Annotated in this window: 15 protein-coding genes and 4 tRNA genes; 8 read left to right on the top strand and 11 right to left on the bottom strand. The window is 64.7% G+C overall.

Going from position 1 to position 18,646, the window contains the following annotated elements; genetic code table 11:
* Positions 1-2,258 (top strand): ATP-dependent helicase (locus tag CG471_RS19460; RefSeq protein ID WP_099233152.1); only part of this gene is annotated, 2,258 nt, incomplete at its 5' end.
* A gap of 355 nt (positions 2,259-2,613) precedes the next feature.
* Here the strand turns inward: CG471_RS19460 and CG471_RS19455 are convergent.
* The 4 genes from CG471_RS19455 to CG471_RS19440 form a co-directional block, all read right to left on the bottom strand.
* Positions 2,614-2,689, bottom strand: a tRNA-Ala gene (locus CG471_RS19455).
* Positions 2,690-2,759: 70 nt separating this feature from the next.
* Positions 2,760-2,835, bottom strand: a tRNA-Ala gene (locus CG471_RS19450).
* Positions 2,836-2,906: 71 nt separating this feature from the next.
* Positions 2,907-2,982 (bottom strand) — tRNA-Ala (locus CG471_RS19445).
* A gap of 88 nt (positions 2,983-3,070) precedes the next feature.
* On the bottom strand, positions 3,071-3,409 hold the full coding sequence (locus tag CG471_RS19440) for a TIGR02300 family protein (RefSeq protein ID WP_004207671.1): 339 nt from the start codon (positions 3,407-3,409) through the stop codon (positions 3,071-3,073).
* A gap of 176 nt (positions 3,410-3,585) precedes the next feature.
* Here CG471_RS19440 and aroA point away from each other — a divergent pair, with 176 nt between their 5' ends.
* The 5 genes from aroA to CG471_RS19415 all read left to right on the top strand — a co-directional run bounded on the left by aroA (position 3,586) and on the right by CG471_RS19415 (position 8,015).
* Positions 3,586-4,896 (top strand): 3-phosphoshikimate 1-carboxyvinyltransferase, encoded by a 1,311-nt coding sequence (gene aroA, locus CG471_RS19435; protein WP_180275748.1) that lies wholly within the window; start codon positions 3,586-3,588, stop codon positions 4,894-4,896.
* Positions 4,893-5,522: a d(CMP) kinase gene (locus CG471_RS19430; protein WP_004207673.1), complete on the top strand. Its 630-nt coding sequence runs from the start codon at positions 4,893-4,895 to the stop codon at positions 5,520-5,522. Before aroA ends, CG471_RS19430 begins: the two co-directional genes overlap by 4 nt.
* A 175-nt stretch (positions 5,523-5,697) precedes the next feature.
* Positions 5,698-7,410, top strand: a complete 1,713-nt coding sequence (rpsA, locus tag CG471_RS19425) for a 30S ribosomal protein S1 (RefSeq protein WP_004207674.1) — start codon at positions 5,698-5,700, stop codon at positions 7,408-7,410.
* Between the two features lie 181 nt (positions 7,411-7,591).
* Positions 7,592-7,882 carry an integration host factor subunit beta gene (locus CG471_RS19420; RefSeq protein ID WP_004207675.1) on the top strand — a complete coding sequence of 97 codons (291 nt, stop codon included), beginning with the start codon at positions 7,592-7,594 and terminating at the stop codon, positions 7,880-7,882.
* Between the two features lie 47 nt (positions 7,883-7,929).
* Positions 7,930-8,015: transfer RNA gene (locus tag CG471_RS19415), tRNA-Leu, on the top strand.
* An 18-nt stretch (positions 8,016-8,033) separates the two neighbouring features.
* Here CG471_RS19415 and CG471_RS19410 read toward each other — a convergent pair.
* Entirely contained in the window at positions 8,034-8,333 is a 300-nt protein-coding gene (locus tag CG471_RS19410) for a hypothetical protein (RefSeq protein ID WP_099233156.1), read from the bottom strand.
* Positions 8,334-8,529: 196 nt separating this feature from the next.
* Here CG471_RS19410 and CG471_RS19405 point away from each other — a divergent pair, with 196 nt between their 5' ends.
* A complete protein-coding gene (locus CG471_RS19405) occupies positions 8,530-10,314 on the top strand; it encodes a cation:proton antiporter (protein WP_004207677.1) in 1,785 nt (594 codons plus the stop codon).
* 259 nt (positions 10,315-10,573) lie between these two features.
* On the opposite strand, the gene CG471_RS19400 is transcribed toward CG471_RS19405, so the two are convergent.
* The 4 genes from CG471_RS19400 to alaS form a co-directional block, all read right to left on the bottom strand.
* The gene (locus CG471_RS19400; RefSeq protein WP_099233148.1) at positions 10,574-11,515 is read right to left on the bottom strand and encodes a glutaminase; all 942 of its coding nucleotides are present in this window, start codon (positions 11,513-11,515) and stop codon (positions 10,574-10,576) included.
* 153 nt (positions 11,516-11,668) lie between these two features.
* The gene (locus CG471_RS19395) at positions 11,669-12,175 is read right to left on the bottom strand and encodes a DUF2306 domain-containing protein (RefSeq protein WP_099233146.1); all 507 of its coding nucleotides are present in this window, start codon (positions 12,173-12,175) and stop codon (positions 11,669-11,671) included.
* A gap of 42 nt (positions 12,176-12,217) precedes the next feature.
* Positions 12,218-12,790: a nucleoside 2-deoxyribosyltransferase domain-containing protein gene (locus tag CG471_RS19390; RefSeq protein WP_257211609.1), complete on the bottom strand. Its 573-nt coding sequence runs from the start codon at positions 12,788-12,790 to the stop codon at positions 12,218-12,220.
* A 23-nt stretch (positions 12,791-12,813) separates the two neighbouring features.
* The gene (gene alaS, locus CG471_RS19385) at positions 12,814-15,552 is read right to left on the bottom strand and encodes an alanine--tRNA ligase (RefSeq protein WP_099233142.1); all 2,739 of its coding nucleotides are present in this window, start codon (positions 15,550-15,552) and stop codon (positions 12,814-12,816) included.
* Here alaS and CG471_RS30275 point away from each other — a divergent pair.
* A complete protein-coding gene (locus CG471_RS30275) occupies positions 15,493-16,686 on the top strand; it encodes a hypothetical protein (RefSeq protein WP_143560250.1) in 1,194 nt (397 codons plus the stop codon). The genes alaS and CG471_RS30275 overlap by 60 nt on opposite strands.
* Before the next feature lie 44 nt (positions 16,687-16,730).
* On the opposite strand, the gene CG471_RS19380 is transcribed toward CG471_RS30275, so the two are convergent.
* Both CG471_RS19380 and CG471_RS19375 read right to left on the bottom strand, forming a co-directional pair.
* The gene (locus CG471_RS19380; RefSeq protein WP_099233140.1) at positions 16,731-17,990 is read right to left on the bottom strand and encodes a Xaa-Pro peptidase family protein; all 1,260 of its coding nucleotides are present in this window, start codon (positions 17,988-17,990) and stop codon (positions 16,731-16,733) included.
* Positions 17,977-18,603 carry a glutathione S-transferase family protein gene (locus tag CG471_RS19375; RefSeq protein WP_017500908.1) on the bottom strand — a complete coding sequence of 209 codons (627 nt, stop codon included), beginning with the start codon at positions 18,601-18,603 and terminating at the stop codon, positions 17,977-17,979. Before CG471_RS19375 ends, CG471_RS19380 begins: the two co-directional genes overlap by 14 nt.
* Positions 18,604-18,646 lie beyond the last annotated feature (43 nt).

The following is an 18,646-nucleotide window of genomic DNA, read 5'->3' as shown; positions in this document are numbered from 1 at the left end:
CCCCCAATGACCCGCCCTATCTGAAGGGCCTCAACGAACCGCAGCGTCAGGCTGTACTGACCACGGAGGGACCGGTGCTGGTGCTGGCCGGCGCGGGCACGGGCAAGACCGCAGCGCTCACCGCCCGCCTCGCCCATCTGGTCGCGACCCAGCGCGCCTGGCCCTCGGAAATCCTGGCCGTGACCTTCACCAACAAGGCGGCACGGGAAATGCGCGAGCGCGTCGGCCGGATGATCGGCCCGGCGGTCGAGGGCATGCCCTGGCTTGGCACCTTTCACGCGATCGCCGCCAAGATGCTGCGCCGCCATGCCGAACTGGTGGGCCTTCAGTCCAATTTCACCATCCTCGACACCGACGACCAGTTGCGCCTGATGAAACAGCTGATCCAGGCGGAGGGGATTGACGAGAAGCGCTGGCCCGCCCGCCAGCTCGCCGGCCTGATCGACCAGTGGAAGAATAAGGGCCTCACCCCGGAGGAAGTCGGTGCCGGCGAGGCCGAGGGCTATGCCCATGGCAAGGGGCAGAAGCTGTACGCCGCCTATCAGGCTCGTCTGCGTGAAGTGAATGCCTGTGATTTCGGTGACTTGCTGCTCCACTCTCTCACCATCTTGAAGCGCCACCGCGACGTGCTGGAGCAATATCAGCAGCGCTTCAAATATATCATGGTGGACGAATATCAGGACACCAACTCCAGCCAGTATCTCTGGCTGCGGCTGCTCGCCCAGACCCGCAAGAATATCTGCTGCGTCGGTGACGACGACCAGTCCATCTATTCATGGCGTGGCGCAGAAGTCGCCAATATCCTGCGGTTCGAAAAGGATTTTCCGGGCGCCGTGATCGTCCGGCTGGAACAGAATTACCGCTCCACCCCGCATATCCTGGGCGCCGCCTCCGGGGTGATCGCGGAAAATGGCAATCGCCTGGGCAAGACCCTATGGACCGACATCGACGTCGGCGAAAAGGTGCGCGTGCTTGGCGTGTGGGACGGGCCGGAGGAAGCCCGCCGCGTCGGCGACGAGATCGAGGCGATCGCCCGCGCCGGTGGATCGCTCGACGAGGTCGCGATCCTCGTCCGTGCCCAGCACCAGACCCGCGAATTCGAAGACCGCTTCATCCAGATCGGCCTGCCCTATCGCATCGTCGGCGGCTTCCGCTTCTATGAGCGCGCCGAAATCCGCGACGCGCTCGCCTATCTGCGCCTCGTCAACCAGCCGGCCGACGACCTGGCGTTCGAGCGGATCGTCAACGTGCCGAAGCGCGGCCTGGGCGACAAGGCGGTCGAGAAGCTGCATCGGCTGGCGCGCGCGGAGGGCATTCCCCTCGCCCTCGCCGCCGCCCGCATCCTCGACACCGACGAACTGACGCCCCAGGCGCGCCGTTCGCTCGGCGCCTTCATCGGCGACCTCGCCCGCTGGCGCGATCGCGCCGCACAACTGCCCCATGCCGAACTGGCGCGCCAGATCCTGGACGAAAGCGGCTATACCGCCACGCTGCAGGCCGAGCGCTCGACCGAAAGCGCCGGGCGGCTCGAAAACCTCAATGAACTCACTCGCGCGATGGAGGAATATGAGACGCTGGGCGCCTTCCTCGAACATGTCAGCCTGGTCATGGACAATGAGGCGCAGCAGGACGAGCAGAAGCTCACCATCATGACCATCCACGCCGCCAAGGGCCTGGAATTCGACAATGTCTTCCTCGCCGGCTGGGAGGAAGGCATCTTCCCCTCGCAGCGCGCGCTGGACGAAGGCGGGCTCAACAGCCTGGAGGAGGAACGGCGCCTCGCCTATGTGGCGATCACCCGCGCGCGCAAGCGCTGCACCATCCTCCATGCCGCCAACCGCCGCATCTATGGCCAGTGGACCAGTAGCATCCCCTCCCGCTTCGTCGGCGAATTGCCGCCCGAACATGTGGATGAGGAAAGCAGCATGTCCGGCGGCGCCTCGCTCTGGCGCGCCAACTGGTCCGAACGGGACGATCCCTTCGCCAATGTCGCGCGCGGCTCGTCGCGCGGCCCCGGCTGGCAGCGCGCCCAGACCAGCGGCCAGTTCAGCCGCGAACCCGTGCGGATCGTCGAAGCCCGCACCTCCGCCGTGTCGCTCGGCAACAAGGGCCGCGACGATGTGGCCGTCGGCCAGCGCGTCTTCCACCAGAAATTCGGCTATGGCGCGATCGCCGCGATTGAGGGCAACAAGCTGGAAATCGACTTCGAAACCGCCGGCCGCAAGCGGGTGATGGACAGCTTCGTCACGCTGGCCTGAACGGCGTTGCCCCGTCCTCATTCGCGAAGGCGGGAATGGCCTAAGAGGGTGGCTTACGGCCATTCCTCCCCGGCACGGGGAGGGGGACCGCTCGCGCAGCGAGTGGTGGAGGGGCACAGGCCGGATAGCGCAGCGTTAATAGGCTCCTGCCCCTCCGTCAGGCGCTCCGCGCCTGCCACCTCCCCGTGCCGGGGAGGAATGACTGCGATTGGTCATCAGCCGTCAGAACCCGACATCGCCATTGCAAGCGTAGTGAAATTTGCCACCAACCGACACCGCAGCCAGCCCGACCGAATCCGAAGGCCATCAACGCAATCCCATGGGGCGCGTGTGCATGATGCTATGTGAAGAAAAATGGTGGAGCCTAGCGGGATCGAACCGCTGACCTCCTGCATGCCATGCAGGCGCTCTCCCAGCTGAGCTAAGGCCCCATCCTGATACGGCGCGAACCGCGTCCCGATGGATCAGACCATGTCCGGCACAAGCCGTCGGCCGAAAAATTGGTGGAGCCTAGCGGGATCGAACCGCTGACCTCCTGCATGCCATGCAGGCGCTCTCCCAGCTGAGCTAAGGCCCCATCCTGATACGGCGCGAACCGCGTCCCGATGGATCAAACCATGTCCGGCACAAGCCGTCGGCCGAAAAAATTGGTGGAGCCTAGCGGGATCGAACCGCTGACCTCCTGCATGCCATGCAGGCGCTCTCCCAGCTGAGCTAAGGCCCCGTACCATCTTGAGGCGCCGTTGGGTCCGGCGCCTCGGAGGTCGCTGCCTCTAGGATCAGGCGATCCCGTTGGCAAGCAGAATTTTCACTTAATTGTCGTCGTCGCCGTCATCATTGCCGGCATCGACGCCCAGGTCGTCATCGCCGCCCAGATCGACGTCATTATCCGGCGAATCGCCGTCATCATCGACGTCCAGATCGATGTCCAGATCATCGTCCGCCGTCTCCAGCTCGCCATCGGCCGTTTCCACGACCTTCTTGGGCGCGGCCTCTTCATAGGGCAGCGGCTGCTTCGACTTCAGCACCGGTTCGGGCTCCCAGGCGGCGCCGCAGTTGATGCAGGTCACCGGGTCATCCTTGCCCAGGTCATAGAAGCGAGTCGCGCATTTCGGGCAGGTCCGCTTCGTGCCCCATTCAGCCTTCACCATGTCCGGCCTGTTCCTTCTTCGATGCTCAAACAGAAATCACGCGGCGCGACGGAAGTCGGCCACGAAACGTCGGGCGCCTTGCCATAGCGAAACCGCGCTGTCAAAAGCCGGGCGCATTTTTTCGGTTCCAAGATGATGGATACCCTGTGACCAGCCATAATGACCAACCCAGCCCGATGACCTTCACCGCCGCCCCTGCCCTGTCCGGCAGCGTCGCGGTTCCGGGCGACAAGAGCATTTCCCACCGTTCGCTGATGCTGTCCGCCCTGGCCGTGGGCGAAAGCCGGGTCGAAGGCCTGCTGGAGGGCGAGGATGTGCTGGCCACCGCGGCCGCGATGCGCGCCATGGGCGCCGACATCCAGCGCGACGATGACGGCATCTGGCATATTCATGGCGTCGGCGTCGGCGGCCTGCTCCAGCCGCACGAAGCGCTCGACATGGGCAATAGCGGCACCTCGACCCGCCTGCTGATGGGCCTGGTCGCCAGCCATGGCATCACCGCCACCTTCGTGGGCGACGCATCCCTCAGCAAGCGCCCGATGGCGCGCGTCACCGAACCACTCTCCCGCGTCGGCGCCAGCTTCACCACCAGCCCCGGCGATCGCCTGCCGCTGACCATGACCGGCGCCTGCCCGGCCGTGCCGCTCGACTACACCCTGCCGGTCGCCTCGGCCCAGGTGAAGTCGGCGATCCTGCTCGCCGGCCTCAACACCCCCGGCATCACCCGCGTGGTCGAGCCGATCCCGACCCGCGACCATAGCGAACGCATGCTCAAGGGCTTCGGCGCAGACCTTGAGGTCGAGGTCCAGGCCGACGGCACCCGGATCATCACGCTCAAGGGCGAGGCCGAACTCAAGCCGCAGAATATCGTCGTGCCCGGCGACCCCTCGTCGGCCGCCTTCCCGATGGTCGCGGCGCTGCTGGTGCCGGGGTCACAGGTGACGATCGCCAATGTCGGCCTCAACGCCACCCGCGCGGGCCTGATCGACCTGCTGCGCGAAATGGGCGGATCGATCGAGATCATCAACGCCCGTGAAGTCGGCGGCGAGCCGGTCGGCGACCTGGTCGTCACCGCCTCCGCCCTCAACGGCGTCGAGCCCGATCCCGCCCGCGCGCCCAGCATGATCGACGAATATCCCGTCGCCTTCGTCGCCGCGGCGTTCGCGCATGGCCGCAGCATCTTCCGCGGCCTCGACGAACTGCGCGTCAAGGAATCGGACCGCATCGCCACCATGGCCACCGGCCTGCGCGCGATCGGCGTCACGGTCGAGGAACTGGAGGACGGTCTCATCATCGAAGGCAGCGGCGGCCAGCCCCTGCCCGGCGGCGGCCCGATCGCCACCAGGCTCGACCACCGCATCGCCATGAGCTTCGCGGTCGCCGGCCTGGTCTCGCGCGATGGCGTCACCATCGACGACATGCGCCCGGTCGCGACCAGCTTCCCGACCTTCACCACCCTGCTCCAGACGCTGGGAGCGATCGCATGATCATCGCCGTCGACGGCCCCGCCGCGTCGGGCAAGGGCACGATCGCCAAGGCGCTGGGCCGCCATTACGGCCTGCCGGTGCTCGACACCGGTCTGCTCTATCGCGCGGTCGGCCTGTCCGTGCTGAAGAATGGCGGCGATCCGGATCATCAGGCCGACGCGCTGGCCGCCTGCGGCTTTGACGACGCCATCCTGGCCGATCCGGCGCTGCGCAGCGAAGCGGTCGGCAGCCTCGCCTCGCGCGTGTCGGTGCATCAGAGCGTGCGCGACGCGCTGGTCCAGCGCCAGCGCGACTTCGCCACCCAGCCGGGCGGCGCCATCCTCGACGGGCGCGACATCGGCACCGTGATCGCGCCGGATGCCGACGCCAAGATCTTCGTCACCGCCAGCGTCCATGTCCGCGCCGAACGCCGTTTCAAGGATGCCCAGGCCCATGGCGGCGCGCCCGACATGGACAGCCTGATCGCCGATATCCAGGCGCGTGACACCCGCGACATGAGCCGCGACCATGCCCCGCTCAAGGTGGCCGATGGCGCCGACTTGCTAGATACCAGCAATTTGACTATAGACGCCGCCGTCCAGAGGGCCATCGCGCTTGTGGACGCCCAGCTTGAAGGTCGCCCGTAGGCGTGTGACCCGATAAGGCGCGCGGAAATTCCGGGCGCCCTTTTCGCTTTTCCAGGCTTGGCGTTCCAACGCCCAACCCCTTGGATACGCAGGCGGTATTCGGCCGCATGCGTGGTTTGGCCAAAGACCATCGGACACAACCGATTGGCCAGCAATGATGAGTGAAGGACCAACCATGGCCTCTACGGCATTCCCCTCGCGCGACGATTTCGCCGCGCTTCTCAATGATTCTCTCGGTGGCGAAGACGGCGGCTTTGAAGGCCGCGTCGTAAAGGGCACCGTTACCGGCATCGAAAACGACATGGCGCTGATCGACGTCGGCCTGAAGTCGGAAGGCCGCGTGCCGCTGCGCGAATTCGCTGCTCCCGGCCAGAAGGCTGACCTCAAGGTCGGCGACGAAGTCGAAGTCTATGTCGACCGCGTCGAAAACGCCCATGGCGAAGCCATGCTGTCGCGCGACCGCGCTCGCCGCGAAGCCGCCTGGGACAAGCTCGAAGCCGAGTTCACCGAAAGCGCCCGCGTCGAAGGCGTCATCTTCGGCCGCGTCAAGGGTGGCTTCACCGTCGACCTCGACGGCGCCGTCGCCTTCCTGCCCGGCTCGCAGGTCGACATCCGCCCGGTTCGCGACGTCACCCCGCTCATGGACATCCCGCAGCCCTTCCAGATCCTCAAGATGGATCGCCGTCGTGGCAACATCGTCGTGTCGCGTCGCGCCATCCTGGAAGAAACCCGCGCCGAACAGCGCTCGGGCCTGATCCAGACCCTGGCCGAAGGCCAGATCATCGAAGGCGTCGTCAAGAACATCACCGACTATGGTGCGTTCGTTGATCTGGGCGGCATCGATGGCCTGCTGCACGTCACCGACCTGTCGTACAAGCGCATCAACCACCCGAACGAGATGATCAACATCGGTGACACCGTCCGTGTCCAGATCATCCGCATCAACCGCGAAACCCAGCGCATCAGCCTCGGCATGAAGCAGCTGGAAAATGATCCGTGGGAAGGCGCCGCCGCCAAGTACCCGGTCGGTGCGAAGCTGTCGGGCCGCGTCACGAACATCACCGAATATGGTGCGTTCGTCGAACTGGAGCCGGGCATCGAAGGCCTGGTCCATGTTTCGGAAATGTCTTGGACCAAGAAGAACGTCCACCCCGGCAAGATCGTTTCGACGAGCCAGGAAGTGGAAGTCATCGTTCTCGAAGTCGATCCCGAGAAGCGCCGCATCTCGCTCGGCCTCAAGCAGGCCCAGTCGAACCCGTGGGATTCGTTCGCAGAACGTCACCCGATCGGCTCGACCGTCGAAGGCGAAGTCAAGAACGCGACCGAATTCGGCCTGTTCATCGGCCTGGACGGCGACGTCGACGGCATGGTCCACATGTCGGACATCGCCTGGGGCATCTCGGGCGAAGACGCGCTGGCGCTGCACCGCAAGGGCGAGACGGTTCAGGCCGTCGTTCTCGACATCGACGTCGAGAAGGAGCGCATCAGCCTCGGCATGAAGCAGCTTGAGCGTGGCGGCCCGGCCGCTGGCGGCACCACCGCCGCTGCTGCTGGTCTGAACAAGAACGCGATCGTCACCGTGACCGTTCTGGAAGTTCGCGACGGCGGCCTGGAAGTCCAGGCCGGCGAAGATGGCGCCACCGGCTTCATCAAGCGCAGCGACCTGGGCCGCGACCGCGACGAACAGCGTTCGGAACGCTTCCAGATCGGTCAGAAGTTCGACGCCATGGTGACCGGTTTCGACCGCGCCAAGAAGCCGACCTTCTCGGTCAAGGCGATGCAGATTGCCGAAGAAAAGCAGGCTGTTGCACAGTATGGCTCGTCGGACAGCGGCGCATCGCTGGGCGACATCCTGGGCGAAGCGCTCAAGGCCAAGAACGAAGGCTAATCCCTTCCTTCCTGCCAACAGGCAAAGAAAAGCCCGCCGGAATCCATGTTCCGGCGGGCTTTTTCATGCCCGTCCGCCACTTCCTTGCCCTATCGAAACGATTTCGTTGCTCCCCGATTGTCAACAGCTTTCCAATTGTTTATAAATGTCGGCAGGGAAAATTAGGGGTGCTGGAGGAACTATGATCCGTTCTGAACTGATCCAGAAACTCGGCGAAGAAAATCCGGGCCTCAGCCTGCAGGAAGTGGAAAGGATCGTCGATCTTTTCTTCCGCGAGATTGTCGATCGCCTGTCGAGCGGCGGCCGGGTCGAACTGCGCGGCTTCGGCGCCTTCACCACCCGCGCCCGCGATGCCCGCACCGGCCGCAATCCCCGCACCGGCGAACAGGTGCCGGTCTCGGCCAAGCGCGTGCCCTATTTCAAGCCGGGCAAGGAAATGCGCGAACGGCTGAACGGCAAGGCCGCCGACTGATCAGCCCCTTGACCTGCCGCGCCTGAGCCTTCAGGGGAAGGCGCAGCGCGGACGTGGCGAAATCGGTAGACGCAGCGGACTTAAAATCCGCCTCCCCCTGGGAATATGGGTTCAAGTCCCATCGTCCGCACCAGGCGGCTTTTCTCGACAATCAGAAATCGGCGCTGATCAGCGCCAGGCGATCAAGCGCCAGCATTTCCCGGCGGGTCGGATGTTCGGGATCGTCGGCGCCCAGCCACAGCCTGACCAGTTGCCCCTCTTCCATCCGCGCCAGTTCGGACGCAATCTCGACATCGGCGGTGGGGCTCATGCTGCGGCCGCATGCGCGGGCATTGATCTGCGCCGCAAGGGCGGCATTCTTGCCGGCCAGGGCCTGCTCGACCCTTGCCCAGATCAGGATATCCCCGGCACTGATCGGCGCATCTTGCAGCGGCGCAGCCATCATTCCCATCACCATTCGTCCATAGCAAAACCGACCGCCCTTCTAGCGCCGCCGATTTTGCACCGGGATGTCCGGAAAATTACAGGCCGGTAACGCAAATGTCACATCGCCCCGCGCCCGCCCGAGCCCGCCTGTACCGGCGATTTGCCCGGAATTCTTTTGGCAAAAGGCTGGTATTTCCGTGCGCCACCCGCAATGATGCCTCATGACCGATGCAATCAATCCGCAAAGCTTCAGCGACTCCCTCGTCATCCTGGGCGCAGCAGGATTGGTCATTCCCGGTTTCGCCCGCTTCCGCATTAGTCCCGTCATCGGTTTCATCCTTGTGGGACTTGCCGTCGGCCCCGCAGGACTTGGCTCGCTGGTCGGCCAATATCCCTGGCTCTATCATGTCACCATCTCCAACCGGGCAGCGATTGAGCCATTTGCCGAACTGGGCGTCATATTATTGCTCTTCTCCATCGGGCTGGAACTGAGCTTCCGGCGATTGTGGAGCATGCGCGCGCAGGTGTTCGGCGTCGGCGCGACCGAATTGCTGGGCAGCGCCGCGCTCATTGCCATGGGCCTCTATCTATTGGGGCAGCCGACCGCCGGCGCGATCGGCCTCGGCCTTGCCCTCGCCCTGTCCTCCACCGCCGTGGTGCTGCCGATGGTCGGTACCCAGAGCGCGGTCGGCCGCTCCGCCTTCTCGATGCTGCTGTTCGAGGATCTGGCGCTGGTGCCGATCATCTTCATGCTCGGCGCGCTGGCCCCCTCGGTCGCGACCAGCCCGGATGCCGCCTGGAACGAACTGGCGACCACCCTACTCAAGGGCGGCCTCACCATCGCGGTGATGCTGGTCTTCGGCCGCATCTTCCTGCCCCATATCTTCCGTCAGGCGGCACGCACCAAAAGCCCGGAAGTCTTCCTGGCCGCCAGCCTGCTGGTCGTCATCCTCTCCAGCCTCGCCACCTCGATCGCCGGCCTGTCGCCGATCGTCGGCGCCCTGCTCGCGGGCCTGCTGATCGCGGAGACCGACTATCATGGCGAGGTCGAGGTGATGACCGCGCCGTTCAAGGGGCTGGCCCTCGGCGTCTTCCTCATCACCGTGGGCATGAGCCTCGACCTGCGCGTCATCCTCGCCAACTGGCCCAGCCTGCTGCTCGCCGTGCTGGGCGTCGTCGTCGCCAAGACATTGGTCACCGGCCTGCTTCTCTATTTCTCGGGCGTGCGCAAGGGCGTCGCGCTGGAAGTCGGCGTGCTGATGTCCAGCCCCTCGGAAACCACGCTGATCGTGCTGTCGGCGGCGGCGGCGGCCAAGCTGATCCTGCCCTCCACCGCTGCCTTCTGGCAGATCGTCACCGCCATCGGCCTCACCATCACGCCGCTGCTCGCGCGCTTCGGCCATGACATCGCCCAGCGGCTGGAAAATGCCATTGGCGAGGAACGGGTCGAGACCGAACCGGACCAGACCGAGGCGGCGGCCGTCGTCATCGGCTTCGGCCGCGTCGGCCAGATGGTCTGCGACCTGCTCAAGACCCATGGCCAGCGCTTCATCGTCGTCGAATCCGACCCCGATGTCGTCGCCGAGGCCCGACGCCTGGGCTACCCCATCCTGTTCGGTGACGTCGCGCGTGCGGAAATGCTCGACCGCCTGCGCCTCGGCCATGCCCGCGCGCTCATCCTGACGATGGACGATCCGGTCCTGTCGGTGCGCGTCACCAAGCGGGTGCGTGGCTGGGTGCCCGACCTGCCGATCATCGCCCGCGCCCGCGACGCCGATCATGCCGCGCAACTCTACAAGGCCGGGGCCAGCGACGCCGTGCCCGAAACGCTCGAAAGCTCGCTGCAACTGGCCGAAACCGCGCTGGTCGACCTCGGCGTCGCCATGGGGCCGGTGATCGCCTCGATCCATCAGGCGCGCGAGGACCTGCGCGTCGGCATCAAGGAAGCCGCCCAGCTCCAGTCCGCGCCCCGCCTGCGCCGCCTGCGCCAGGACGAAGTGCCCTGAGGCGCTAGGGCTTTCCTATTTCGCCTGTCTCTGTTCTATCCTTGCCGATGGAACGCACGCACCACATCGCGGCTGATCGGCAGTGACTGTTGCGGCGCTGTCGCCTGGCTGTCGCTTCCCTGTCGCGTCGAAGGCGCGTGGCCGTGCCCCGATTGTTACGTCACTGTCGCGTCGGTGGCGCGTGGCAGGCGCGTTTCCGGTGCAAATGGCCCAAATCCATGCTGACGACACTGTGAACTTCGACTGTCGCGTCGCCGCGTCAGCCCTGATGCACTTCGGGCGGGCTGAACACCGACCAGCCGGTCCGCCGCGCCAGCATCTCCAGCGCTTTGGTGCCCAGCGCACTGTTGCCGCTGGTGTTGAGGCCCGGCGACCAGACCGCGATCGCCGCGCGGCCGGGCACGATCGCCAATATACCGCCGCCCACGCCCGACTTGCCGGGAATGCCGACCCGGAAGGCGAAATCGCCCGATGCATCATAATGGCCGCAGGTCAGCATCAGCGCGTTGATGCGCCGCGCCCGGCTGGGCGACACGACCCGTCCACCCTCGGGATGCCGCCCGTCGAGCATCAGGTAACGCCCTGCCAACGCCAGTTGCCGGCAGTTCATTTCGATCGCGCATTGATGGAAATAGCTGCCCAGCACCAGATCGACCGGATGACGGACATTGTTGAAGGCGCGCATGTAATTGGCCAGCGCCATGTTGCGATAGCCGGTCGCCGTTTCCGACGCGGCCACCTCCTCATTGATGCGGATCGCGTCGTCGCCGGCCAGATAGCGCACGAAACGCAGCATCTCGCCGATCGCCACGCGCGGCTGATGCCCGCCCAGATTGACATCGGCCACCACGATCGCCCCGGCATTGATGAAGGGATTGCGCGGGATGCCATGTTCCTGCTCCAGCTGGACGATGGAGTTGAAGGCATTGCCCGACGGCTCACGCCCGACCCGGTCCCACAGCTGGTCGCCGACCTTGCCCAGCGCCAGCGTCAGCGCGAACACCTTGGAAATGGACTGGATCGAAAAGCCGGTGTCAGCGTCGCCGCCGGTCAACAGCCACCCGTCGGCGGTGGCGATGGCGATCCCGAACTGGCCGGCATCCACCTTCGCCAGTTCGGGGATATAGCTGGCGACCGTGCCCCGCTCCGTCTCCCTGGCCATGGCGGCCACGATATCGTCGATCAAAGCTGTCAGATCCATGGCAGCCTCTTAGAGCCTGTTTCAAAAATCGCGAAAGGGCGATTTTTCGGTACGGTACCAGCCCGCGCCCCCGCCCAACCGCCCGATCCAGTGTCATCCTGTCGGGTGGTTGGGCGGGGGCGCGGGCTGATACCGGCTTTCTCAAACGGCGATTCAGCCAAACAGCCAGTGGCCCAGCATCCGGTCGAACGGGAAGGTGAAGAAGCCGGCGATCAGCAGCGCGCCCGTCACCATGCCGCGCACCGACCGGCGATGGCGCTTGAGGTCATGGCGCCGCGCAGACAGCAGGATGATCGGCACCTGGATCAGGGTGAAGATCGACAGGATATGGATGATGCTGAACCGGCTGCCCGGCCCGTGCAGCAGGAAACTGTCAAGCGCGGTCAGGAACAGCGCGCCGCTCCACACCCAGCCCAGCCAGCGATGCCGCCCATCGCCGCGCCGCCGCAACAGCATCACCGGCGTCAGCGCCAGCGCGACCAGGATCGTCAGCAGATGGAACCAGACAAGGCCCGGCACCTGCCCCCACTGCCCATGCCCCCGCCCGATCGCGGTCAGCACCACGGCGAGCAGGATGACGGACGCCGCCGCCAGGACGCGTTCATAACGGTCGGGCGCAATCCCCTTGGGCTGCGACGATGTGCTTGCAATGCTGGCCATATATCCCCCTGAACCGCACCCTGTCAGGCGCGCAGGGGCGGGTCAATCGGCTGCGGACAGCGCCCTGTTGACCGTGCCGATGCGCCGACGGACCACGGCGGTCAGTTCCTCGATCGTCGACACCTGTTCCACGCCATAGCGGGCGGCAGTGATGTCGACATTGCCCTTGCGCCAGAAGCCGTCGGGACAGAGCACGACCAGCTTTCCGCCGCGCGCATGCAGGCCCAATTCCAGCAGGCTGACCGGGCTCTGCGTGCCCGGCGCCAGATAGAGGATGATGATGTCGGCGCTGTCGAGCGCGGCCAGTTCCCATTCCACCTGCTGGCGAAAATGCGGCTCGCTGGCCTCCGGCTTCCAGGCCGGGTTCCAGTCCGCCCGGCGCGGGTTCAGGATCGTCACCTTCTCGTCGGCCAGCGCCGCGATCATGTCGCGCTGCCAATCGGTCGCCTTGCCCATGTCGATGCTGCCGCCCAGGAACAGACGCGCGCGATCATGCGCGGCCGGCAACGGCTCGGGCGAGGTGATGGTCACCGCCTCCCCCGCCCGCGCCGTCATCGGCAGGGCGAGCAGACAGGATGCAAGGATCAGGCGCAGCATGGAAATGGAAAGGCGCACTTGTCGCGCACCTCCCCCTGTCATCAGGCCGGAACGCTGGCGAGCGCGGCCTTGACCGCGTCGATCGCGGCCTGCGCCTTGTCGCCATCGGGGCCGCCGCCCTGGGCCATGTCGGCACGGCCGCCGCCACCCTTGCCGCCCAGCGCCTCGACGCCCGCACGGACCAGATCGACCGCGCTGAAGCTGCCGGTCAGGTCGTCGGTCACGCCCACCGCAATGGTCGCGCGGCCATCGACCACGGCCAGCACCGCCGACACGCCGCTGCCGAGCGTCTTCTTGTTGCCGTCGACAATGCCACGCAGTTCCTTGGGGTCGAGGCCGTCGATCACCTGGCCCAGGAAGTCGACGCTGCCGACCTTCTCGGGACCGGCCGCCTTGGCCGAACCACCACCGCCCAGCGCAAGCGCCTTCTTGGCTTCGGCCAGTTCCCGCTCCAGCTTGCGGCTCTGCTCGACCAGCGCGGCGATGCGCGCGGGCACCTCTTCCGGCGTGGTCTTGAGCGCGGCGGCGGTCTGGCGCAGCTTCTCGTCACGCTCGACCAGCCACAGGCGCGCCGCCTCGCCGGTCAGTGCCTCGATCCGGCGCACCCCCGAGGACACGGCGCTTTCCGACACGATCTTGAACAAGGCGATGTCGCCCAGCGCGCGGACATGGGTGCCGCCGCACAGTTCGACCGAATAGCTATGGTCGTCGCCCTTACCCATGGAAAGGACGCGGACTTCATCGCCATATTTCTCGCCGAACAGCGCCATCGCGCCGGCGGCAATCGCGTCGTCCGGGGTCATCAGCCGGGTCATGACCTCGTCATTATGACGGATCTGCGCGTTCACATCGGCCTCGACCTTGGCGATCTGCGCCTGGGTCAGCGCCTCGGGATGCGAGAAGTCGAAGCGCAGGCGGTCGGCCGCGACCATGCTGCCCTTCTGGGTGACATGGCCGCCCAGTTCCTTGCGCAGCGCGGCATGAAGCAGGTGGGTGGCGCTGTGATTGGCGCGGATGCGATCGCGGCGTTCGACATCCACCGTCAGGTTGACGGTGTCGCCGACCTTGACGCTGCCCGCGCTGATCGTCGCCTGATGTGCATGCAGGCGGCCGAGCGGCTTGGACGTGTCGGCAACCTCGGCCACCAGGCCGCCCAGCGTGGTGATCGTGCCGGCGTCGCCATTCTGGCCGCCGCTCTCGCCATAGAAGGGCGTCTGGTTGGTGATGATCGTCACCTTGTCACCGGCCGACGCCGCATCGACCCGCGCACCATCCTTGATGAGGGCCAGCACTTCGCCCTCGCCCTTGGTCGAGGCATAGCCGATGAACTCGGTGCTGCCGAGCGTTTCGGCGATGTCGTACCAGATCTCGTCCGACGCCTTCTCGCCCGATCCCTTCCAGGCGGCGCGCGCGGCGGCCTTCTGCTCGGCCATGGCGGCGTCGAAGCCGGCACGGTCGACAGACAGGCCCTGGGTGCGCAGCGCATCCTCGGTCAGGTCATAGGGGAAGCCATAGGTGTCATAGAGCTTGAACGCGGTCTCGCCCGGCAGAACCAAATCCGGCTTCGGCATTTCTGCCGGATAACGGATGGCGTCAGGCTCATTATCACCGAAGTTTTGAGTTTCGATCCAATCATCATGACGCCGCTTGATAACTCGGACCTCCTCGTCCAGCAGCTTGAGGCCGTTTTCCAGCGTCTTGCGGAAGCGGGTTTCCTCGCGCAGCAGCGTTTCCTCGATCAGCGGCTGGGCGCGGACCAGTTCGGGATAGGCGCCGCCCATTTCCGACACCAGGCTCGACACCAGGCGATACATCAGCGGATCCTTGGCACCGATGATGTGCGCGTGGCGCATGGCACGGCGCATGATCCGGCGCAGCACATAGCCACGGCCTTCATTCGCCGGCAGCACGCCGTCGGCGATCAGGAAGCTGGTCGAGCGCAGATGGTCGGCGATGACGCGGTGGCTGGCCTGGAACTCGCCATCGGTCGCGGTGCGGGTCAGCGCCCCGCTCTCGGCGATCAGCGCCTTGAACGTGTCGATATCATAATTGTTATGGACGCCCTGCATCACCGCGGCGATGCGCTCCAGCCCCATGCCGGTGTCGATCGAGGGCTTGGGCAGTTCCGAAACGATCTCGTTGGCTTCCTGCTCATATTGCATGAAGACGAGATTCCAGATCTCGACGAAGCGGTCGCCATCCTCTTCCGGCGATCCGGGAGGACCACCCCAGATATGGTCGCCATGGTCGTAGAAGATTTCCGAGCAGGGACCGCACGGGCCGCTGTCGCCCATCGCCCAGAAATTATCCTTGGTCGGGATGCGGATGATCTTGTGATCGGGCAAGCCCGCGATCTTCTTCCACAGATCGAACGCCTCGTCGTCCGTGTGGTAGACGGTCGTCGTCAGCTTTTCCGCGGGCAGGCCCCATTCCTTGGTCAGCAGGGTCCAGGCATGATGGATCGCCTGTTCCTTGAAATAGTCGCCGAAGCTGAAATTGCCCAGCATTTCAAAGAAGGTGTGGTGGCGCGCGGTATAGCCGACATTGTCCAGATCATTGTGCTTGCCGCCGGCGCGGACCGACTTCTGGCTCGACGTCGCGGTCTTGTAGGGGCGCGTTTCCAGACCGGTGAAGACATTCTTGAACGGCACCATGCCGGCGTTCACGAACATCAGCGTCGGGTCGTTGTGCGGCACCAGCGGCGCGGACGGAACGATGGTGTGGCCATTGGCCCCGAAATAATCGAGGAAGCTGCGGCGAATGTCGTTGGTCGAGGTCATGCGCGCGATTTAGTGGGAAGCGGCCCGCCGCACAAGCGGGGGATTTGGTCGCCAAAGCGATCCGTGGTGCGCCAAGGGAATCATTATCGAAAGATAAGCCGCTCGATGAGCGATGCCTCTTGGCCTGCATGCCACAAATATGCGAACAGCCCAAGACATCTCTGCGACTTCAGCACCAAACAAATAGCTACATATAAAATGGGAACAGGAATGACACCTTTGAAAGGCTTGATAGCTTCCTTGGCATTTCTCGCGACCAGCACCGCTCTAGCACAACAGCAAAGCGGCGAAAGTTGGCGCAAGGCAGCTTGGGCGATGAAGGTGCTCCCAACCAACGCCCACACGACAGAAGAGGTAGAGTTCGGCAAGGGCATATTTCTACAACCCGTGCTAGCGGCGGAAGCTGCTCACCTAAACATGACATCAACGGCCGAATTGTTCATAATGCCGATGGCAAAAAAATCTGCGCCAGTCAGTTTTTCAGCAATCACACCCTATTTTCGGGTACTAACTTCCGAAACCCATAGAAAAATCTATTGCAGCCCTGACAGTGAATACAGCGCATCATCAGGCATGTTCAAAATACAGGCACGGATTTGCGTATCCGATGACAATAACGATGGCATTCTTGATCGCGGGATGAATGCCACTATTACCAGGCCGGTAAATGATCAAGCGCCGTTGCCGGTTTATCTGCTGGGCTTAGACAACCCCTCTTACCAACCAATCGCCATTCACGAAGACAGTATAAATAAAATTGCCATTCCATATATCGTCGAAAAATCCGATACTCAGCAATTTTATATTGGCCCGGCCATTATGCGCGACGGGAACAGATTTTCCGTTGGATTGATTTTAGCCGATCAAAAAGGATCGGGCACCATGACAACCGAGTTCGACCCGGAAGTCCATGGCACCATTAGCAATCAGCCCCTTACATCTTTAGCAAAGCGACCACAATTCAAGCACATGCGAGAAATAGACCTTTCAAAACTCCCGGCAACCATCGAAATCGAAGGCGCAAAGTTCGTCGTTCACAGCGTCACGGCATCTTCAGCCAGAGTTGAAATCATAAAAGAATTTCCAACAGATAAATTCACCGCCGTTGCATATTCAGGACTACTCGCGAAATAGCCCCTCTGAGCGGGCACCGTCCCCCTCTCCGGTCCGGGGAGGAATTACCCCATCGGCGCCTCGATCGACATCGGCGGCTTGGAGAACCATTGCGGCCCGTTCGCGGTCATGTGGAAGCAGTCCTCCATGCGCACGCCCATCGCGCCGGGCAGATAGAGGCCCGGTTCGTTGGAGAAGCACATGCCGATGTCCAGCTTGGTCGTCTCGCCATGGACGAGGTTGACCGGCTCATGCCCCTCCATGCCGATGCCATGGCCGGTGCGGTGGGACAGGCCGGGCAGCTTGTAGCCGGGGCCATAGCCCAGCTTCTCATAATAAGCGCGGACCGCATCATCGACCGTGCCGGCCGCCACGCCCAGCTTCGCCGCCCGGATCGCGACCTGCTGCCCCTGCGCCACTTCGTCCCACAGCTTGCGCTGCTGCGCCGTGGGCGCGGCGCCGTAGACGAAGGTGCGGCTGATGTCGGACTGATAATCCTCGACCGTGCAGCCGCAATCCATCAGCACCACCTCGCCCGCGCGCACCGACTGCGGTTTGCCCGAGCCATGCGGATAGGCGGCCGCTTCGCCGAGCAGGATCAGGTTGAACTCGCCCTTGCCGCCCAGCGCGCTGGTCGCCGCGCTCATCAGCGCGCCGATATCGGCCGGGGTCATGCCCGCCTTCACCTGCGGATGGGTCCAGCGATAGGCGCCCATGGTGACATCCGCCGCCTTCTGCATCAGCGCGATCTCGGCCGCCGTCTTGCGCATGCGGATGGCGCGGGTCACCGGGTCTTTCGCCAGGGTCGCGGCGGGCAGCGCGGCCTTCAGCCCATCGACCGCGAAATAGCGGACCGTCTCCTCGATGCCGATCCGCCCCTTTGCAAGGCCGCGCGCGGTCAGGAAGTCGGCGATCGGTGCATAGGGGCTTTCATGCTCCTGCCAGACGCGGACCTCGGCCGGAATGGCGAGCGATTCGTCGATCGAGGGCTTCTCGAAAAAGGGGCAGACGACCAGAGGCGTACCGCTGGCCGGAATGACCAGCGCGGTCAGCCGCTCGGAACGCCACCAGCGGATGCCGCTATAATAGATGAGGCTCGCGCCCGGTTCGACCAGCAGCGCGTCGATACCCTGCGCCTGCATCATCTTCTGCGCCCGCGCCAGCCGGTCGGCGCGCTCGGCCTTGCCGATCGGGGTGACGTCGCGGGTGATCGACTGGAGCGCCTCGACCGCCTTTTCCTGCGCGAACAGGCGCGGACTGACCAGCGCGGTGGCAACCCCGGCAGCGGCATAGCGAAACAAGGTGCGGCGATCAGGCGTAAGCATAATGTCCCCCGGTGCGCAGCGCGGCCTGATAGGCGGGCCGCGCCTGTATTCTCTCCAGCCACCCGATCAGATGCGGACGCGATTCGTCAAGCCCGCCGCGCGCCCGCGACGCCTCGATCGGAAAGCTCATCATCATGTCGGCAGCGGAGAAGTCCGGTCCGGCAAAATAGGGGCGGCTTGCCAGTTCGCTTTCCAGCCAGTCGAGATGATCGTCCAGCATCCCCTGAACCGTCGGCCGCGCCGGCCGGCCGAGCAGGCCCAGCTTGCCGACCACCAGCAGGGCCAGCAGCGGCGGCATCATCGATCCTTCGGCATAATGGAGAAACTGGCGCCAGCGGATCGCGCCCTCCGCCTCGGTCGGCGCGCCGAAGCGACCACCGGCCCGCGCGACCAGATATTCCATGATCGCCCCGGTCTCGATCAGCCGATGGCCATCCACCTCCACCACCGGCGACCGGCCAAGCGGATGGACGGCGCGCAGGGCAGCGGGTGCGCGCATCGTCTTGCGGTCCCGCTCATAGCGGCGCACGTCATAAGCCTCGCCCAGTTCCTCCAGCAGCCACAGGATGCGCTGCGAACGACTATTGTTCAGATGATGGACGATGATGGTCATGGCGCCTCTCCCATGCTGCGACCCGATCAGGGCTAACGCAGCA

It is taken from the genome of Sphingobium sp. IP1 (assembly GCF_002708645.1).
GTDB classification, from domain to species: domain Bacteria; phylum Pseudomonadota; class Alphaproteobacteria; order Sphingomonadales; family Sphingomonadaceae; genus Sphingobium; species Sphingobium yanoikuyae.
Note: the sequence above shows the minus strand (reverse complement) of the source record. Positions and strands in the feature narration are given on the sequence as shown.

What these genes read in the sequence shown, in the direction of transcription:
- CG471_RS19375 (WP_017500908.1), bottom strand. Translation starts at nt 18,603, where the DNA reads ATGACCATCATCGTCCATCATCTGAACAATAGTCGTTCGCAGCGCATC.
- CG471_RS19410 (WP_099233156.1), bottom strand. Translation starts at nt 8,333, where the DNA reads ATGGGAATGATGGCTGCGCCGCTGCAAGATGCGCCGATCAGTGCCGGG.
- CG471_RS19405 (WP_004207677.1), top strand. Translation starts at nt 8,530, where the DNA reads ATGACCGATGCAATCAATCCGCAAAGCTTCAGCGACTCCCTCGTCATC.
- CG471_RS19395 (WP_099233146.1), bottom strand. Translation starts at nt 12,175, where the DNA reads ATGGCCAGCATTGCAAGCACATCGTCGCAGCCCAAGGGGATTGCGCCC.
- CG471_RS19420 (WP_004207675.1), top strand. Translation starts at nt 7,592, where the DNA reads ATGATCCGTTCTGAACTGATCCAGAAACTCGGCGAAGAAAATCCGGGC.
- CG471_RS19380 (WP_099233140.1), bottom strand. Translation starts at nt 17,990, where the DNA reads ATGCTTACGCCTGATCGCCGCACCTTGTTTCGCTATGCCGCTGCCGGG.
- CG471_RS19430 (WP_004207673.1), top strand. Translation starts at nt 4,893, where the DNA reads ATGATCATCGCCGTCGACGGCCCCGCCGCGTCGGGCAAGGGCACGATC.
- CG471_RS19400 (WP_099233148.1), bottom strand. Translation starts at nt 11,515, where the DNA reads ATGGATCTGACAGCTTTGATCGACGATATCGTGGCCGCCATGGCCAGG.
- alaS (WP_099233142.1), bottom strand. Translation starts at nt 15,552, where the DNA reads ATGACCTCGACCAACGACATTCGCCGCAGCTTCCTCGATTATTTCGGG.
- CG471_RS19440 (WP_004207671.1), bottom strand. Translation starts at nt 3,409, where the DNA reads ATGGTGAAGGCTGAATGGGGCACGAAGCGGACCTGCCCGAAATGCGCG.
- aroA (WP_180275748.1), top strand. Translation starts at nt 3,586, where the DNA reads ATGACCTTCACCGCCGCCCCTGCCCTGTCCGGCAGCGTCGCGGTTCCG.
- rpsA (WP_004207674.1), top strand. Translation starts at nt 5,698, where the DNA reads ATGGCCTCTACGGCATTCCCCTCGCGCGACGATTTCGCCGCGCTTCTC.